Here is a 16,413-nt window from a genome sequence, read left to right as displayed (position 1 = left end):
TACGGCAACCTCGTTGTCGTGTCGGCGCGGCACGCGGCCGCGGTTCGGCACCGGACTGGTGTTTCGGAAGTGTGAGCGGCGTTCAGGCATCGAGCCTCGCGATCGTGCAGGCGTCAGCTCAGATGCCCGCGCCAGCAGTGCCGCAGTTGGCACCGGACGATAGCAGCATCTCGAACGGCCATTTATCCCGCCCCTACCCTTCACGTCGACGACCCCGACTTCTCCGGCTTGTCCTTCTTCTCGGAGTCGCTGACGGAGTCGGGATCGACGTAAAGGATCTTGGCTTTCATGTGCGCGCGGGCCTGTGCGGCCATCCACGCGACGGTGGCCACCACAAGTCCGACGGCGAATGCCTTCGGGCTGAACAGAGTCGTGTCCTTGAACAGGGCCACGAAGAAGAGCAGCAGCAGGAGTTGGGCGACATAAAGCATCATGCCCATCGCCTGGAACAGCTGCGGAAGCGATTTTGCCGTCCGCTGCAGGACGAAGAGACCGAGCCCCATGAAGGCGATGACGACCAGGGTGCCGACGACAGCCCCGATGGCCCCCTTTCCGCCGGCCACCACGGCACTGACCGCGGCGACGATCGCGCCGACGGCAGCTGTGGGCACAGCGGACTGGAGGAGATTTCGGGTGTCTTGAGACGGCATGGCGGCAGCTCCGCTTACTGATGGGGGCAGGGTGTCGTCATGGACGAGCGTAGACCCGGGTCGAGAGGGGCCCTCGGGCCAATGGACCGTCGCACTACGGTCCTTCGGCTCTATCCCGGGATCTCGTGAACCGTATCACAAACTATTTGATGAGGTCTTTACCTGCTGGGTGTGCCCACTGTCACACATGAGAAGTAATCCGCGCGCATGTGCACCCAGCGGGCCAACTTGTCTGGTAATGGGGCGTTTTAGGATCGGGCGTCAACGGGACGTCTCGGCTTCCCGTCGCTCCTCGAAGCGCGAGCGGGCGCCGATCGCGGTCGCTCCGTTGACGCCTACGGGGACCGGAGCCTCCTCCTCCACCGGCATCGCGTCGTGGGCGGCCGGTTCGGCGGCGGCAGCGGCACGGCGTCGGTAGCGCGGCGGCACGAAGGCCTCCGCCCACCGCGGTGTGCGCGGGGTGAAGCGCGGAAGGAGGAGCAGCACGAGACCGAGGCCGCTGAGGGCGACGATCATCAGCAGGATCCACATGCTCGTCGAGTGCACGGAGTACGCGACGGTGCCGAAGGCGATGAGCGCCGACCAGAAGTACATGATCAGCACCGCGCGGCTGTGCGAGTGGCCGATCTCCAGGAGCCGGTGGTGCAGGTGGCCGCGGTCCGCGGCGAACGGCGACTTGCCGTTCCAGGTGCGCCGGACGATCGCGAGGACCAGGTCCGCGAAGGGGATCGCGATGATCGTGAGCGGCATCAGGAGGGGGATGAAGACCGGCAGCATCGCGTGGGTGGCGTCGCGGCCGCCGCCGAAGTTCAGCTTCATCGCGGCGGGGTCGACCTGCCCGGTGACGGAGATGGCGCCCGCGGCGAGGACGAGGCCGATGAGCATCGAGCCCGAGTCGCCCATGAAGATCCTGGCCGGGTGCATGTTGTGCGGCAGGAAGCCGAGGCACATGCCCATGAGGATGGCGGCGAAGAGCGTGGCGGGGGCCGCGGCCTCGATGCCGTAGCCGTACCAGATGCGGTAGGCGTACATGAAGGACGCCGCCGAGGCGATGCACACCATGCCCGCCGCGAGGCCGTCGAGGCCGTCGACGAAGTTGACGGCGTTGATCGTGATGACGACGAGCGCGACCGTCAGGAGGGTGCCCTGGCCGGAGGTGAGCGAGACCGTGCCGACGCCGGGGACCGGGATCCACAGGATCGTCAGACCCTGCATGACCATGACGCCGGCGGCGATCATCTGGCCGCCGAGCTTGATCAGCGCGTCGATCTCGAACTTGTCGTCCAGGACGCCGATCAGCCAGATCAGCGCGGCCCCGGAGAGCAACGCGCGCGGCTCGTTGGAGTTCTCGAAGACCGTGTTCAGGTTCGGCAGGTGGTCGGCAACGAGAAGACCTGCACACAGGCCGAAGAACATCGCGATCCCGCCGAGCCGGGGCGTCGGCTCCCGGTGCACGTCACGAGCGCGGATCTCCGGCATGGCACCGGCCACGATCGCGAACTTCCGCACCGGGCCGGTCAGCAGGTAGGTCACCGCAGCCGTGATGCAGAGCGTCAGCAGGTATTCACGCACGGGCTTCCCCACAGGTTTCGCTGGCCGTCACAGCCCCACACCCTAGCTTTGCGCGCATACGGTTGGGGACTTCCGGGTAGCGACGATGGTTGCACGAGCATCCCACCAGCACCGTCAGCCCCCTGTGGCGGCCGTCCCTCACCGGGCCGGGTAGGGCGGAAATCTTCCCACCAGTTCGCGTACCTCTTCTCGTACGTTCGACTCCTCGTGCACCGCTTCGGCCAGCAGGGCCGCGATGCGGGCCATCTCCGGGGCGGTCATGCCCTGGGTGGTGACGGCGGCCGTGCCGAGTCGGAGGCCGCGGGTGTCGCCGTGGGGCAGGGCGCAGGTGTCGAGGAAGATGCCGGCCGCCGCGAGCCTGGCGCGGGCGGTGCGTGCGTCGACGCCCAAGGGGGCAGGGTCGGCGAGCACCAGGTGTGTGTCCGTGCCGCCCGTGGCGATCGCGAACCCCGCCGCGGCCAGCGCCGCCGCGAGGGTCCGTGCGTGCTCGACCACCTGATGGGCGTACGCCGTGAAGGCCGGCGTCGCCGCCTCCCCGAACGCGACGGCCTTCGCGGCGATCGTGTGCATCTGGGCGCCGCCCTGAGTGAACGGGAAGACGGCCCTGTCGATTCGTTCGGCGAGGTCCGCCCCGCACAGCAGGAGGCCGCCTCGCGGGCCGCGCAGGACCTTGTGGGTGGTCGCGCAGACGACGTCCGCGTACGGCACCGGGCTGGGCGCCGCTCCCCCGGCGACCAGGCCCATGGGATGCGCGGCGTCGGCGATGAGGTAGGCGCCCACGTCGTCGGCGATCTCGCGGAAGGCCGCGTAGTCGATGTGCCGGGGGTAGGAGATCGAGCCGCACACGATGGCCTTGGGCCGGTGCGAGCGGGCGAGGGCGTGCACCTGGTCGTAGTCGAGCAGGCCGCTCTCGGGGTCCACTCCGTAGCCGACGAAGTCGAACCACCTGCCGGAGAAGTTCGTGGGCGAGCCGTGCGTGAGGTGTCCGCCGTACGGCAGCCCGAGGGCCAGGACCGTGTCGCCGGGCCGCAGCAGCGCGGCGTACGCGGCGAGGACGGCGGAGGACCCGGAGTGCGCCTGTACGTTGGCGTGCTCGGCGCCGAACAGGGCCTTGGCGCGGTCGACGGCGATCCGCTCGGCGACGTCGACCAGTTCGCAGCCGCCGTGGTGGCGGGCGCCGGGGTAGCCCTCGGCGTACTTGTTGGCGAGCGGCGAGCCGAGGGCGGTGAGGACGGCGGGCGACGTGAAGTTCTCGGCGGCGATCAGCTGGAGCGCGTCGGACTGCCGGGCGACCTCGCCGATGAGGGCGTCGGCCAGCTCGGGGTCCTGCCTCCGCAGCCCCTCGAGATCCGTGTACGCGGCGGAAGCGGTGGGTGCGGCGGGTGCGGTGCTGACCGTGCTGAGCGACATCGTGGGCTCCGGGGCCGTGCGGGGGGTGACCTCAGATCCAATGTAGGCCGCTACATGTGCGCGGGCACCCCGGTCAGCGCCGTCACCACCGGGTCGAGTGCCTGGTTGATCTCGTCGCCCACGGAACGGAAGAACGGCAGGGGCGCCCCGTACGGGTCGTACACCTCGTCGGCCTCCACGTTCGGCGCGAGGAGCCAGCCGCGCAGCGCGGCGGCGGCCCGGACCAGGGCACGCGCCCGCTCGACCACGCCGTTGCCGTCGGGCTCGGGCAGGGTCGTCGGGTCTATGGCCCGCACGAGCCGGGTGAACTCCTTGAGCGTGAAGGTGCGCAGGCCCGCCGAGTGGCCCATGGAGATGACCTGCGCCCGGTGGTCGCGGGTGGCGGTCAGGACCAGGTCGGCGCGGATGACGTGGTCGTCGAGGAGCTCGCGCCCCATGAAGCCGCTGGCGTCCGCGCCGAAGTCGGCGAGGACCGTCTCGGCGTTGGTCTCCATGGGGGCGCCCTCGTGGCCCCAGGTGCCCGCGCTCTCCACGATGAGACCGCCGGTGAGCGGGTCGCCGAGGCGGTCGGCCAGGGCATGCCTGGTCAGCCGCTCGGTGATGGGTGAGCGGCACACGTTGCCGGTGCTGACGTGGAGGATGCGGAAGGCGTCCGCAGAGCCCGGGAAGCCCGCTATGCCACGCCCCGTCTCAGGGGCTGTCAATTCGCCACCTCGAGGTCGGGTACCACCTTGCGCAGCTCGTCCGCGGTCAGCGCGCCCGCGCGCAGCAGCACCGGCACCTTGCCCGTGACGTCGACGATCGACGACGGGACGATGCCGGGGGTCGGGCCGCCGTCCAGGTACACGGAGACGGAGTCGCCGAGCATCTCCTGCGCGGCGTCGCAGTTCTCCGGGGCGGGGTGCCCCGTGAGGTTCGCCGAGGAGACGGCCATGGGGCCGACCTCGGTGAGCAGTTCAATGGCGACAGGGTGCAGCGGCATGCGGATGGCGACCGTGCCGCGGGTGTCGCCGAGGTCCCACTGGAGCGACGGCTGCTGCTTGGCGACCAGGGTCAGGGCGCCGGGCCAGAAGGCGTCGACGAGCTCCCAGGCCATCTCGGAGAAGTCGGTCACCAGGCCGTGCAGCGTGTTCGGCGAGCCGATCAGGACGGGCGTCGGCATGTTGCGGCCGCGGCCCTTGGCGTCCAGCAGGTCGGAGCACGCCTCCGGGGTGAAGGCGTCGGCGCCGATGCCGTAGACGGTGTCGGTGGGCAGCACGACCAGCTCGCCACGGCGGACGGCGGACGCGGCCTCGCGCAGACCGGTCGTACGGTCGGTCGCGTCGTTGGTGTCGTATCGCCGTGCCATTAGTCCGGACTCCTCACTGAAAAGCTGACACTGATGTTCTGGGTCGTCACGGCATCGCCCTGCGGGCGGTCGCGAAGCGCGGCCTGTTGTTGAGGTCGGGGTGGTCGGCCGCGTCGGCCCAGCCCCGCTCCTCGGTGAAGATCCACGGGACCTGGCCGCCCTGGGTGTCCGCGTGTTCGATGACGACGACTCCGCCGGGGCGCAGCAGCCGGTGGGCGGTGCGCTCGATGCCGCGGATCAGGTCGAGGCCGTCCTCGCCGGAGAAGAGGGCGAGTTCGGGGTCGTAGTCGCGGGCTTCCGGGGCGACGTACTCCCATTCGGTGAGCGGGATGTACGGCGGGTTGGAGATCACGAGGTCGACCTGTCCGTCGAGCTCCGGGAAGGCATCCCTGGCGTCTCCCCGCCGCAGCTCGACCCTGGACCCCTCGACGTTCTTCCGCGTCCATTTGAGGGCGTCCTCGGACAGCTCCACGGCGTGCACGCGCGAGCGCGGGACCTCCTGTGCCATGGCGAGCGCGATGGCGCCGGAGCCGGTGCACAGGTCGACGATGAGCGGCTCGACGACGTCCATCGCGCGGACGGCGTCTATGGCCCAGCCGACGACGGACTCGGTCTCCGGGCGCGGCACGAAGACGCCGGGGCCGACCTGCAGCTCCAGGTAGCGGAAGAAGGCCCGCCCCGTGATGTGCTGCAGCGGCTCGCGGGCCTCGCGCCGCGCGACGGTCTCCCAGTAGCGGGCGTCGAAGTCGGCGTCCTTGACGGAGTGCAGCTCGCCCCGCTTCACGCCGTGCACGAAGGCGGCCAGCTCTTCCGCGTCGTTGCGCGGCGAGGGCACGCCTGCGTCGGCCAGCCGCTGGGTGGCCTGGGCCACTTCCGCGAGCAGCAGGTTCACGCTGGTCCTCCGGGGCGGGTCGGGACGGGTCGTACGAGGGTGCCTCAAGCGGCGGCGAGCTTGGCCGCGGAGTCCGCGTCGACGCAGGCCTGGATGACCGCGTCGAGGTCGCCGTCGAGCACCTGGTCCAAGTTGTACGCCTTGAAGCCGACGCGGTGGTCCGAGATCCGGTTTTCCGGGTAGTTGTACGTCCGGATCTTCTCGGAGCGGTCGACGGTGCGGACCTGGCTGCGGCGGGCGTCCGCCGCCTTGCTCTCCGCCTCCTCCTGGGCCGCGGCGAGGAGCCGGGAGCGCAGAATGCGCATCGCCTGCTCCTTGTTCTGCAGCTGGCTCTTCTCGTTCTGGCAGGAGGCGACGACGCCGGTGGGCAGGTGCGTGATGCGCACCGCGGAGTCGGTGGTGTTGACGGACTGGCCGCCGGGCCCGGAGGAGCGGTAGACGTCGATCCGCAGGTCGTTCGCGTGGATCTCGACGTCGATCTCCTCGGCCTCGGGCGTCACGAGCACGCCGGCCGCGGAGGTGTGGATGCGGCCCTGGGACTCGGTGGAGGGCACGCGCTGCACGCGGTGCACGCCGCCCTCGTACTTCAGCCGCGCCCAGACGCCCTGGCCCGGCTCGGTGGCGCCCTGGCCGCCCTTGGTCTTCACGGCGACCTGGACGTCCTTGTAGCCGCCGAGCTCGGACTCGGTGGAGTCGATGATCTCGGTCTTCCAGCCGACGCGCTCGGCGTACCGCAGGTACATGCGCAGGAGGTCGCCGGCGAACAGGGCCGACTCGTCGCCGCCCGCGCCCGCCTTGATCTCCAGGATGACGTCCTTGTCGTCGGACGGGTCCCGGGGCACGAGCAGCAGCCGCAGCTTCTCGGTGATGGCCTCGCGCTGCCGCTCCAGGTCCTTGAGCTCAGCGGCGAAGTCCGGGTCGGCGGCGGCGTACTCGCGCGCGGTCTCGATGTCGTCCCCGGTCTGCTTCCAGGAGCGGTACGTCGCCACGATCGGGGTCAGCTCGGCGTAGCGCTTGTTGAGCTTGCGCGCGTTGGCCTGGTCGGCGTGGACCGACGGGTCGGCGAGCTTCTTCTCGAGATCGGCGTGCTCGCCGATCAGTTCCTCGACCGCCTCGAACATCGGGGGCTCCTGGTTTTCTACGCGGTGGTTCTACGCGAATCGGCTGCGGGACGGCAAAAGCGCCGGTCCCGGCCACCCCCTCCCGAGGGCGGCCGATGACCGGCGCAGTGGCTCGCTACTTGTTGGCGCCTGCAGCCTTGCCGAAGCGGGCCTCGAAGCGGGCCACACGGCCACCGGTGTCGAGGATCTTCTGCTTGCCCGTGTAGAACGGGTGGCACTCGGAGCAGACCTCGGCGCGGACGGTGCCGCTGGAGATCGTGCTGCGGGTGGTGAACGACGCACCGCAGGTGCAGCTGACCTGGGTCTCGACGTACTCGGGGTGGATGTCGCGCTTCAAGGTGTCTCCTAGTTTCGGGAGGGCGCCGGGTCGTACGCGCGGATTGCTCGTACGTGAACCGGGGCCGACGTACCAGTCTGCCAGGACCGGCCGTATCTCCCAAAACCGGGGTGGGCGCCGTTCTATTCCTGGCGGGTTCCCGGCGGGTGCCGGGCGGGTTCCCGGCCGGGTCAGTGACCGGCCACCACGTCGCCCACGTCGCCCTTGTCGCCGGCCGACTTCTCGGTGGCGGACTTGGGTATCGCCTTGTCGGCCCTGAGGGCGTCCCAGACCTGCTGGTCGGCCTCCTCCAGGGGGAGGACGCGGTTGGGGTCTGCGGGGTCGTACTGGATGGGCAGCGTGACCATCTTCATGTCGCCCGCGCCGATGCCCTTGAGGCCGTTCGCGAAGCTCGCGAGGCTCTTGACGTCGTTCAGGTCGGAGTCGGTGGTGATGGCGCTGGTCGCGTCGTTCGCCAGGTCGAACAGCTTCTTGGGGTTGCTGAAGACCCCGACGTCCTTGACCTGGTCGAGGAGGGCCTTGATGAAGGCCTGCTGGAGCTGGATGCGGCCGAGGTCGCTGCCGTCGCCGACGCCGTGCCGGGTGCGGACCAGGCCGAGGGCCTGCTCGCCGTCGAGCGTGTGGGTGCCGGCGTCCAGGTTCAGGTGACTGTCCTTGTCCCTGATGTCCTTCTTGGTGGTGATGTCGACGCCGCCGAGGGTGTCGATGAGCTTCTTGAAGCCCGTGAAATCGACTTCTACGTAGTGGTCCATCCGGATGCCGGACATTTTCTCGACGGTCTTGACGGCGCAGGCGGGGCCGCCCACCTCGTACGCCGTGTTGAACATCTGCCGCTCGGCGCCCGGCGCGTCCTTGCCGTCATCGGTCTTGCAGTCCGGCCTGGATATGAGGGTGTCGCGGGGTATGGAGACGACGCTGGCCTTCTTGTGGCCCTTGTAGACGTGCACGATCATCGCGGTGTCCGAGCGGGCCGCGCCCTCGTCCTTGCCGTACTTGGCGTTGTCGCCGGAGCGCGAGTCGGAGCCGAGGACGAGGATGTCCTGGGAGCCGTTGTCGATGTCCATGGGGCGGTCGGTGCCGAGCGCGGCGTTGATGTCGACGCCCTTGATGTTGCCGTTGAGCTTGAAGTAGACGTAGCCGAGGCCGGTGCCTCCGAGGACGGCCGCCCCCGCGGCGGTCCAGGCCGTGACGACGAGCACCTTCTTGCGCTTGCTGCGCGGCTTGCGGCGGCGACCGCGCTTGCCGCGCCTCGGCGCGTCGGCGGCCCTGCTCTCGTCGGTCATGCGCTCCTCAGTCCTCGTCGGTCGGTTACCCCCTGCTTTCAGGGCCAGGCGTGGCTTTCCGTCACTTGTCAGACGGCAAAACCGAAAGAAGGGTTGCACGACGCCCTGTGTGCGCCCCGGGATCCGACCACTACGGAGAGTGGCCCCAGCACCCCCCATTTCAGCCCCTCACCTGCGCTTTCAACCGCTTCGGTGCTACCCGCAGTGACCGTGAGAATCTCTTAGACGTGTGGCCAAGGTCTCGCTCCGGTCACGCCGGGCAACAGCAGAGCCGCCCCGTCACAGGAGTGACGGGGCGGCTCGGGGACCGCTGAGGACGACTAGTCGTTGCCGTTGCCCGGCGTCGGCGTCGTCTTCTGGATCTGCAGCAGGAACTCGGCGTTCGACTTCGTCTGCTTCATCTTGTCGAGAAGCAGCTCGATCGCCTGCTGCTGGTCGAGCGCGTGCAGCACGCGGCGCAGCTTCCAGGTGATGGCGAGCTCGTCGCTGCCGAGCAGGATCTCTTCCTTACGGGTGCTGGACGAGTCCACGTCCACCGCCGGGAAGATCCGCTTGTCGGAGAGCTTGCGGTCCAGCTTGAGCTCGAGGTTGCCGGTGCCCTTGAACTCCTCGAAGATCACCTCGTCCATGCGCGAGCCGGTGTCGACCAGCGCGGTGGCCATGATGGTCAGCGAGCCGCCGTCCTCGATGTTGCGCGCGGCACCGAAGAAGCGCTTCGGCGGGTAGAGGGCCGTCGAGTCGACACCACCGGACAGGATGCGGCCGGAGGCCGGCGCCGCGAGGTTGTACGCACGGCCCAGACGGGTGATCGAGTCGAGCAGCACGACGACGTCGTGGCCCAGCTCGACCAGGCGCTTGGCGCGCTCGATGGCGAGCTCGGCGACCGTGGTGTGGTCCTCGGCGGGACGGTCGAAGGTCGAGGAGATGACCTCGCCCTTCACCGACCGCTGCATGTCGGTGACCTCTTCCGGACGCTCGTCGACCAGGACGACCATCAGGTGGCACTCGGGGTTGTTGTGCGTGATCGCGTTGGCGATGGCCTGCATGATCATGGTCTTGCCGGTCTTCGGCGGGGCCACGATCAGACCGCGCTGACCCTTGCCGATGGGCGCGACGAGGTCGATGATGCGGGTCGTCAGCACGCCCGGGTCGGTCTCCAGGCGGAGCCGGTCCTGCGGGTAAAGGGGCGTCAGCTTGTTGAACTCCGGTCGCCCGCGCCCGGATTCGGGCGCCATGCCGTTGACGGAGTCGAGGCGCACGAGCGCGTTGAACTTCTCGCGGCGCTCGCCGTCCTTGGGCTGGCGGACCGCGCCGGTGACGTGGTCGCCCTTGCGCAGGCCGTTCTTGCGGACCTGGGCCAGCGAGACGTACACGTCGTTGGGACCGGGGAGGTAGCCCGACGTACGGATGAACGCGTAGTTGTCGAGGATGTCCAGGATGCCCGCGACGGGGATCAGGACGTCGTCCTCGGAGACCTGCGGTTCGTTGCCGAAGCCCTGCTCGTCGCGGCCGCGGCGGCCACGGCGGTCGCGGTAGCGGCCGCGGCGGCCACGACGGCCACCCTCGAAGTCGTCGTCGTCCTGCGGACCGTTGTCACGCTGACGGTCCTGCCGGTCCTGGCGGTCCGGACGGCCGCCGCCCTGCTGCTGACGGTCCTGCCGGTCCTGACGGTCCGGACGGCCGCCACCCTGCTGGTCGTCGCCCTTGTTCCCGCGGCGGTCGCGGTCGCGGCCGCGGCCCTGCCGGTCACGGCGCTCGCGGCGGCCCTCGGCGCCCTCGCCGGAGTTGTCGCCGCCCTTGTCGCCCTTGGCCTCGGACGCGTCGCCCTTGGCCTCGGTCTTCGCCTCGGCGGTGACGGTCTCCGGGCTGCCCGCCTCGGCGGTGGCGCGACGCCGACGGCGCTCGGTCGGCTGGTCGTCTCCCCCGCGCTCGGCCTCGCTCGTGCGGCCGGGGCCGCCGGCGGGCTGGCCGGGGATGTCGATCTGCTGCTGGGTCGCGGCCTTCTCGGCCTTGGCGCCCTTGGCGTCGTCGGCCTTGGCCGCCTTGGCGGCGGGCTCGGCGGCGTCCTCGCCCGTACGGGCCTTCGAGGTGGCCCGACGCTTGGGCTTGGTCTCGGTGGTCTCACCGGAAGCCGCGGCGCTCTTCGCCGGGGCTCCGCCCCCTGCCTGCGCCTCCTTGATGACCTCGATCAGCTGGCTCTTGCGCATGCGCCCGGTGCCCTTGATTCCAAGGCCCGATGCGACCTGCTGCAGTTCCGCCAGCACCATGCCCTCAAGGCCGGTGCCGCGGCGCCGCCGGGACCCGGCCGAAGCACCGGTGGCAGGCGCCGCGGAGGCGTCCGTGGCGGGCGTGTCGGCAGTCACGCCCATCAGATCGGTGGTGTCGCTCACGAAGGGTCCTTCCCTGGAGCGGACGTCGGCCTGTCTGGCTCGGCGACCGGTTGTGCTGTCCGACGATCGGTCCTTGCATTCTGTGGACCGTGCCGGGGCGGTGGTCCGCCAACGCGGCGGAAGAATTCATTGGTGATGGCGATTCCCGGTGCGGTGCCACTGAAGTGCGGTGTCACCCGGCTCGGTCACGCCGGTTCCGGAGCGTGCTCAGGACCGCTCAGTGCAAGGCACGAAGCAGTTTGGGAGGCTCCCGGAAGAATGGTTGTCCCGGACGGGGACACAAAGCACCTCGCCATGGTGAGGTCGGGTGCAGACTTGAGATTAACACTACCGGATCCAACAAACATTCCCCCTCTCAGGATCGGGACACCCCGAAATCCCTTTGTTCACTGCGTCAGGGCGCGAGCGGCAGCACGCTCGTACCCGTGGCGTCGAGCGCCAGGCGATTGGCCGCCCAGCCCTCCCCCGCCAGTCGTGCGACCTTGTCGGCCGCACTGTCTTCGACCAGCGCGAGGACCGTGGGGCCCGCGCCGGAGATCATCGCGGGCACGCCGTCGGCGCGCAGCCGCTCCACCAGGGCGGCGCTCTCCGGCATGGCCGGGGCGCGGTACTCCTGGTGCAGCCGGTCCTCCGTGGCGGGCAGCAGCAGCTCGGGGCGCCTGGTCAGGGCCTCGACGAGCAGGGCCGCCCGGCCCGCGTTGGCGGCCGCGTCGACGTGCGGGACGGTGCGCGGGAGCAGTCCGCGCGCCATCTCGGTGAGGACGGGCTTGCCGGGGACGAAAACCACCGGAACGATGGAATCGGCGGGTTCCATCCTGATCGCCCGCCCGGCTCCCCCGTCCATCCAGGAGAGCGTGAAGCCGCCGAGCAGACAGGCGGCGACGTTGTCGGGGTGGCCCTCGATCTCGGTGGCCAGGTCGAGCAGCGCGGCGTCGTCGAGCCTGGCCTCGCCGCCTATCGTCACGGCGCGCGCGGCGACGATGCCCGCGCAGATGGCGGCGGACGACGAGCCGAGGCCGCGGCCGTGCGGGATGCGGTTGGCGCAGACGATCTCAAGACCGCGCGGCTGTCCGCCGAGCAGGTCGAAGGCGGTGCGCAGGGACCGGACGAGCAGGTGCGACTCGTCGCGCGGCAGGGTCTCGCTGCCCTCCCCCGCGATGTCGATGTTCAGGCCGGAGTCGGCCACCCGGACGACGACGTCGTCGTACAGCCCCAGGGCCAGGCCGAGGGCGTCGAAGCCCGGGCCGAGGTTGGCGCTGGTGGCGGGGGTGCGCACCCGGACGGCGGCGGCGCGGAACGCGGGACCGGCCATCGCTCGATGACTCTCCTTGAGCTGCGTGTTTTCGAGGCTGCGTATTTTCGGTACGTGCCACATGTACGGAACACCCGAAGGCCGCGAACAACGGCGGCACCGCGGCATATGCGGCGGGGCGGGTTCGGTACAGCCTATCGAAGGAAGGTTCTGTGGCGACATAGGGCGCACAGGAGGCGCACGATGCGTGTCGTAAGCCCCCTGTGCCACCCCCTGTACGGAGTCGCGGGTTTTGCCTGCGGTTACGCGAGGCCGAGGCGCTCGGCCGCGGCGGCCGCGTCGACCGGGACGGTGACCGGCTGCGGGGCGCCCGCGACGGCCCAGTCCGGGTCCTTGAGGCCGTTGCCGGTGACGGTGCAGACGATGCGCTGTCCCTTGTCGACCTTGCCCTGCTCGGCGGCCTTCAGCAGACCGGCGACCGAGGCGGCCGACGCGGGCTCCACGAAGACACCCTCCTGGGACGCCAACAGCTTGTAGGCGCGCAGGATCTCACGGTCCGTCACCTCGTCGATGAAGCCGTCCGACTCGTCGCGCGCGTCGAGCGCGTACTGCCACGACGCGGGGTTGCCGATGCGAATCGCGGTGGCGATCGTCGACGGGTCCTTGACGACCTCGCCGCGCACGATGGGCGCGGAACCGGAGGCCTGGAAGCCCCACATCCGGGGCGTACGGGTCGACACCGCGTCGGCCGCGTACTCCTTGTAGCCCTTCCAGTACGCGGTGATGTTGCCGGCGTTGCCGACGGGAAGGACGTGGATGTCGGGGGCGTCGCCGAGGGCGTCGACGATCTCGAACGAGGCGGTCTTCTGGCCCTCGATGCGGAACGGGTTCACCGAATTGACCAGCGCCACCGGGTAGTTGTCCGACAGGCCTCGAGCGAGGTTCAAGCAGTCGTCGAAGTTGCCGTCGACCTGGAGGATCTTCGAGCCGTAGACGAGGGCCTGGCCCATCTTGCCGAGCGCGATCTTGCCCTGCGGCACGAGGACCGCGCAGACCATGCCCGCGCGTACGGCATAGGCGGCGGCGGACGCCGACGTGTTGCCGGTGGAGGCGCAGATGACGGCCTTCGCGCCCTCCTCCTTGGCCTTGGTGATCGCCATGGTCATGCCGCGGTCCTTGAAGGACCCGGTGGGGTTGGCACCCTCGACCTTGAGGTGGACCTCGCAGCCCGTGCGCTCGGAGAGCACCTGGGCGGCCACGAGCGGCGTGCCGCCCTCGCCGAGCGTCACGACCGGCGTGGTGCCGGAGACCGGAAGACGGTCCCGGTACTCCTCGATGATTCCGCGCCACTGGTGGGTCATTGCTGCTTACTCCCCTTCAACCCGCATGATGCTGGCGACACCACGCACGGTGTCGAGTTTGCGCAGCGCGTCGACGGTGCCGGTGAGGGCGGCGTCGGGCGCGCGGTGGGTGACGACGACGAGGGAGGCCTCGCCGTCCTTGCCCGTCTGACGGACCGTATCGATCGATACGCCGTGCTCGGCGAAGACCGTCGCGACCTGGGCGAGGACGCCCGGCTTGTCGGCCACGTCGAGGCTGATGTGGTAGCGCGTGACGACCTCGCCCATGGAGCTCACGGGCAGCTGCGTGTACGCGGAGTCGCCGGGCCCGGTGGCTTCGGCGAGCTTGTTGCGGCAGACGGCGACGAGGTCGCCGAGGACGGCGGACGCGGTGGGCGAGCCGCCCGCGCCGGGCCCGTAGAACATGAGCTGCCCGGCGGCCTCGGCCTCGACGAAGACGGCGTTGTACGCGCCGCGCACCGACGCCAGCGGGTGGCTGAGCGGAATCATCGCGGGGTGCACGCGCGCGGTGACGGACCCGCCGTCGGCGGCCCGCTCGCAGATGGCGAGGAGCTTGATGGTGCAGCCCATGCGCTTCGCGGACGCGAAGTCGGCGGCGGTCACCTCGGTCATGCCCTCGCGGTACACGTCGTCGAGACGCACGCGCGTGTGGAAGGCGATGCCGGCGAGGATCGCGGCCTTGGCGGCGGCGTCGAAGCCCTCGACGTCGGCGGTGGGGTCGGCTTCCGCGTACCCGAGGGCGGTGGCCTCGTCCAGAGCCTCCTGGTAGCCCGCCCCCGTCGTGTCCATGGCATCGAGGATGAAGTTCGTCGTGCCGTTCACGATGCCGAGGACGCGGTTGACCTTGTCTCCCGCCATGGACTCGCGCAGCGGCCGGAGCAGCGGGATGGCACCGGCGACGGCGGCCTCGTAGTAGAGGTCCCGGCCGTGCTCGACGGCGGCCTGGTGCAGCGCGGCGCCGTCCTGCGCGATGAGCGCCTTGTTCGCGGAGACGACCGAGGCGCCGTGCTCGAAGGCGGTGGTGATGAGGGTCCTGGCGGGCTCGATCCCCCCGATCACCTCGACGATGACGTCGATGTCGCCCCGCTTGACCAGCGCGGTCGCGTCGGTGGTGATGAGGTCCGGGTCGATCCCCTCACGCACCTTGGAGGGCCGGCGGACGGCGACCCCGGCGAGCTCCACCGGGGCGCCGATCCTGGCTGTGAGGTCGTCGGCGTGCGTCGTCATGATGCGCGCCACCTCTGAGCCGACCACTCCACAGCCCAGCAGCGCCACCTTCAGCGGACGCGTACGCATCATCCGACCTCACTTCTCATACATCTACGGTGGAACCAGTCTCACCCACCGGAACAGACTTTCTGTCCATTGTCCGGATCCTGAGACATCTATTTCATGTTTTTCGTCAGCCGACGTCGAGACGCAGGAGATCTTCCTCCGTCTCACGCCGCATGATCACCCGCGCCTCGCCGTCCTTGACGGCGACGACGGGCGGGCGAAGAGCGTGGTTGTAGTTGCTCGCCATCGAGCGGCAGTACGCGCCGGTCGCGGGCACGGCGATCAGGTCGCCGGGCGCGAGGTCCGCCGGAAGGAAAGCATCCCGTACGACGATGTCCCCACTCTCGCAGTGCTTGCCGACGACGCGCACGAGCACGGGCTCGGCGTCGGAGGAGCGGGAGACGAGGGCGACGGTGTACTCGGCGTCGTACAGCGCGGTACGGATGTTGTCGGACATGCCGCCGTCCACGGACACGTACGTACGCAGTCCTTCGAGGGGCTTGATCGTGCCGACCTCGTAGAGCGTGAAGGCGGTCGGACCGACGATGGCGCGCCCGGGCTCCACGGAGATGCGGGGGGTGCGGAGCTGCGCGGCCTCGCACTCCCGCGTGACGATCTCGCGCAGCGCCTTCGCGATCTCGTGCGGCTCGCGGGGGTCGTCGTCGGAGGTGTACGCGATGCCGAGGCCGCCGCCGAGGTCGATCTCGGGCAGCTCCACGCCGTGCTCGTCCCGCACCTCGGCGAGCAGCTGCACGACGCGCCGCGCGGACACCTCGAAGCCAGCCATGTCGAAGATCTGCGACCCGATGTGGGAGTGGATCCCGATGAGTTCGAGACCGTCGAGCTTGAGGGCGCGCCGCACGGCCTCGGCGGCCTGCCCGCCCGCGAGCGCGATGCCGAACTTCTGGTCCTCGTGGGCGGTGGCGATGAACTCGTGGGTGTGCGCCTCGACGCCCACGGTCACGCGGATCTGCACGCGCTGCCGCTTGCCGAGCCGCTCCGCGATGTGCGAGACGCGCACGATCTCCTGGAAGGAGTCGAGCACGATGCGTCCGACGCCGGCCTCGATCGCCCGGTGGATCTCGCTCTCGGTCTTGTTGTTGCCGTGGAAGGCGATGCGCTCGGCGGGCATGCCGGCGTCGAGGGCGGTGGTGAGCTCGCCGCCGCTGCACACGTCGAGGTTCAGCCCTTCTTCGTGCAGCCACCGCACGACGGCCCGGGACAGGAACGCCTTGCCGGCGTAGAACACATCGGCGTCACTGCCGAAGGCGTCGCGCCAGGCCTGGCAGCGGGCGCGGAAGTCGGCCTCGTCGATGAAGTACGCGGGGGTGCCGAACTCCTCGGCGAGCCGCGTCACTTCGATGCCGCCCGTGCTGACGACGCCTTCGGGCGTACGGGTGACGGTGCGGGACCAGACCTTGGGGTCGAGGGCGTTCAGGTCGGCGGGCGGAGCGCTGTAGTGGCCCTCGGGGAGTACGTCGGCGTGGCGGGGACCGGCGGGGTGCGCGGAACGGCTCATGGC

14 protein-coding genes are annotated in these 16,413 nt (G+C 70.0%); all 14 read right to left on the bottom strand.

Annotated features, from left to right (window positions below; translation table 11 throughout):
• Nucleotides 1–200 precede the first annotated feature (200 nt).
• Nucleotides 201–650: a hypothetical protein gene (locus tag ACH4D5_RS12350; RefSeq protein ID WP_398301226.1), complete on the bottom strand. Its 450-nt coding sequence runs from the start codon at nucleotides 648–650 to the stop codon at nucleotides 201–203.
• Nucleotides 651–911: 261 nt separating this feature from the next.
• Complete coding sequence (locus tag ACH4D5_RS12345) at nucleotides 912–2,222, bottom strand: MraY family glycosyltransferase (RefSeq protein WP_398301225.1); 1,311 nt, start codon at nucleotides 2,220–2,222, stop codon at nucleotides 912–914.
• A gap of 138 nt (nucleotides 2,223–2,360) precedes the next feature.
• Nucleotides 2,361–3,632 carry a serine hydroxymethyltransferase gene (gene glyA, locus ACH4D5_RS12340; protein ID WP_398301223.1) on the bottom strand — a complete coding sequence of 424 codons (1,272 nt, stop codon included), beginning with the start codon at nucleotides 3,630–3,632 and terminating at the stop codon, nucleotides 2,361–2,363.
• Between the two features lie 50 nt (nucleotides 3,633–3,682).
• A complete protein-coding gene (locus tag ACH4D5_RS12335; RefSeq protein ID WP_362990248.1) occupies nucleotides 3,683–4,336 on the bottom strand; it encodes a protein-tyrosine-phosphatase in 654 nt (217 codons plus the stop codon).
• Entirely contained in the window at nucleotides 4,333–4,980 is a 648-nt protein-coding gene (locus tag ACH4D5_RS12330; RefSeq protein WP_362990246.1) for an L-threonylcarbamoyladenylate synthase, read from the bottom strand. The genes ACH4D5_RS12335 and ACH4D5_RS12330 overlap by 4 nt, the downstream gene beginning before the upstream one ends.
• Nucleotides 4,981–5,026: 46 nt before the next feature.
• Nucleotides 5,027–5,872 (bottom strand): peptide chain release factor N(5)-glutamine methyltransferase, encoded by an 846-nt coding sequence (gene prmC / locus ACH4D5_RS12325; RefSeq protein WP_398301220.1) that lies wholly within the window; start codon nucleotides 5,870–5,872, stop codon nucleotides 5,027–5,029.
• A gap of 44 nt (nucleotides 5,873–5,916) precedes the next feature.
• Nucleotides 5,917–6,993, bottom strand: coding sequence for a peptide chain release factor 1 (gene prfA / locus ACH4D5_RS12320; RefSeq protein ID WP_398301218.1), 1,077 nt, complete (start codon nucleotides 6,991–6,993; stop codon nucleotides 5,917–5,919).
• A gap of 115 nt (nucleotides 6,994–7,108) precedes the next feature.
• Nucleotides 7,109–7,330 (bottom strand): 50S ribosomal protein L31, encoded by a 222-nt coding sequence (gene rpmE / locus ACH4D5_RS12315; protein ID WP_098244794.1) that lies wholly within the window; start codon nucleotides 7,328–7,330, stop codon nucleotides 7,109–7,111.
• Between the two features lie 170 nt (nucleotides 7,331–7,500).
• Nucleotides 7,501–8,613, bottom strand: a complete 1,113-nt coding sequence (locus ACH4D5_RS12310) for an LCP family protein (protein ID WP_398301215.1) — start codon at nucleotides 8,611–8,613, stop codon at nucleotides 7,501–7,503.
• Between the two features lie 320 nt (nucleotides 8,614–8,933).
• Nucleotides 8,934–11,003, bottom strand: a complete 2,070-nt coding sequence (gene rho / locus ACH4D5_RS12305) for a transcription termination factor Rho (protein ID WP_398301213.1) — start codon at nucleotides 11,001–11,003, stop codon at nucleotides 8,934–8,936.
• Between the two features lie 394 nt (nucleotides 11,004–11,397).
• The gene (gene thrB, locus ACH4D5_RS12300) at nucleotides 11,398–12,315 is read right to left on the bottom strand and encodes a homoserine kinase (protein ID WP_398301210.1); all 918 of its coding nucleotides are present in this window, start codon (nucleotides 12,313–12,315) and stop codon (nucleotides 11,398–11,400) included.
• A 242-nt stretch (nucleotides 12,316–12,557) separates the two neighbouring features.
• The gene (gene thrC / locus ACH4D5_RS12295; protein WP_398301208.1) at nucleotides 12,558–13,616 is read right to left on the bottom strand and encodes a threonine synthase; all 1,059 of its coding nucleotides are present in this window, start codon (nucleotides 13,614–13,616) and stop codon (nucleotides 12,558–12,560) included.
• A 6-nt stretch (nucleotides 13,617–13,622) separates the two neighbouring features.
• A complete protein-coding gene (locus ACH4D5_RS12290) occupies nucleotides 13,623–14,915 on the bottom strand; it encodes a homoserine dehydrogenase (protein ID WP_398301206.1) in 1,293 nt (430 codons plus the stop codon).
• Between the two features lie 103 nt (nucleotides 14,916–15,018).
• Entirely contained in the window at nucleotides 15,019–16,410 is a 1,392-nt protein-coding gene (lysA, locus tag ACH4D5_RS12285; RefSeq protein WP_398301203.1) for a diaminopimelate decarboxylase, read from the bottom strand.
• Nucleotides 16,411–16,413: the final 3 nt, after the last annotated feature.

Origin of the sequence: Streptomyces sp. NPDC018029, assembly GCF_044327655.1 — a bacterium.
In the GTDB taxonomy this organism is placed as follows: Bacteria; Actinomycetota; Actinomycetes; order Streptomycetales; family Streptomycetaceae; genus Streptomyces.
This window is presented reverse-complemented; position numbering and strand designations above follow the sequence as displayed.

What these genes read in the sequence shown, in the direction of transcription:
- prfA (WP_398301218.1), bottom strand. Translation starts at nt 6,993, where the DNA reads ATGTTCGAGGCGGTCGAGGAACTGATCGGCGAGCACGCCGATCTCGAG.
- ACH4D5_RS12330 (WP_362990246.1), bottom strand. Translation starts at nt 4,980, where the DNA reads ATGGCACGGCGATACGACACCAACGACGCGACCGACCGTACGACCGGT.
- ACH4D5_RS12290 (WP_398301206.1), bottom strand. Translation starts at nt 14,915, where the DNA reads ATGATGCGTACGCGTCCGCTGAAGGTGGCGCTGCTGGGCTGTGGAGTG.
- ACH4D5_RS12310 (WP_398301215.1), bottom strand. Translation starts at nt 8,613, where the DNA reads ATGACCGACGAGAGCAGGGCCGCCGACGCGCCGAGGCGCGGCAAGCGC.
- glyA (WP_398301223.1), bottom strand. Translation starts at nt 3,632, where the DNA reads ATGTCGCTCAGCACGGTCAGCACCGCACCCGCCGCACCCACCGCTTCC.
- lysA (WP_398301203.1), bottom strand. Translation starts at nt 16,410, where the DNA reads ATGAGCCGTTCCGCGCACCCCGCCGGTCCCCGCCACGCCGACGTACTC.
- thrC (WP_398301208.1), bottom strand. Translation starts at nt 13,616, where the DNA reads ATGACCCACCAGTGGCGCGGAATCATCGAGGAGTACCGGGACCGTCTT.
- ACH4D5_RS12350 (WP_398301226.1), bottom strand. Translation starts at nt 650, where the DNA reads ATGCCGTCTCAAGACACCCGAAATCTCCTCCAGTCCGCTGTGCCCACA.
- thrB (WP_398301210.1), bottom strand. Translation starts at nt 12,315, where the DNA reads ATGGCCGGTCCCGCGTTCCGCGCCGCCGCCGTCCGGGTGCGCACCCCC.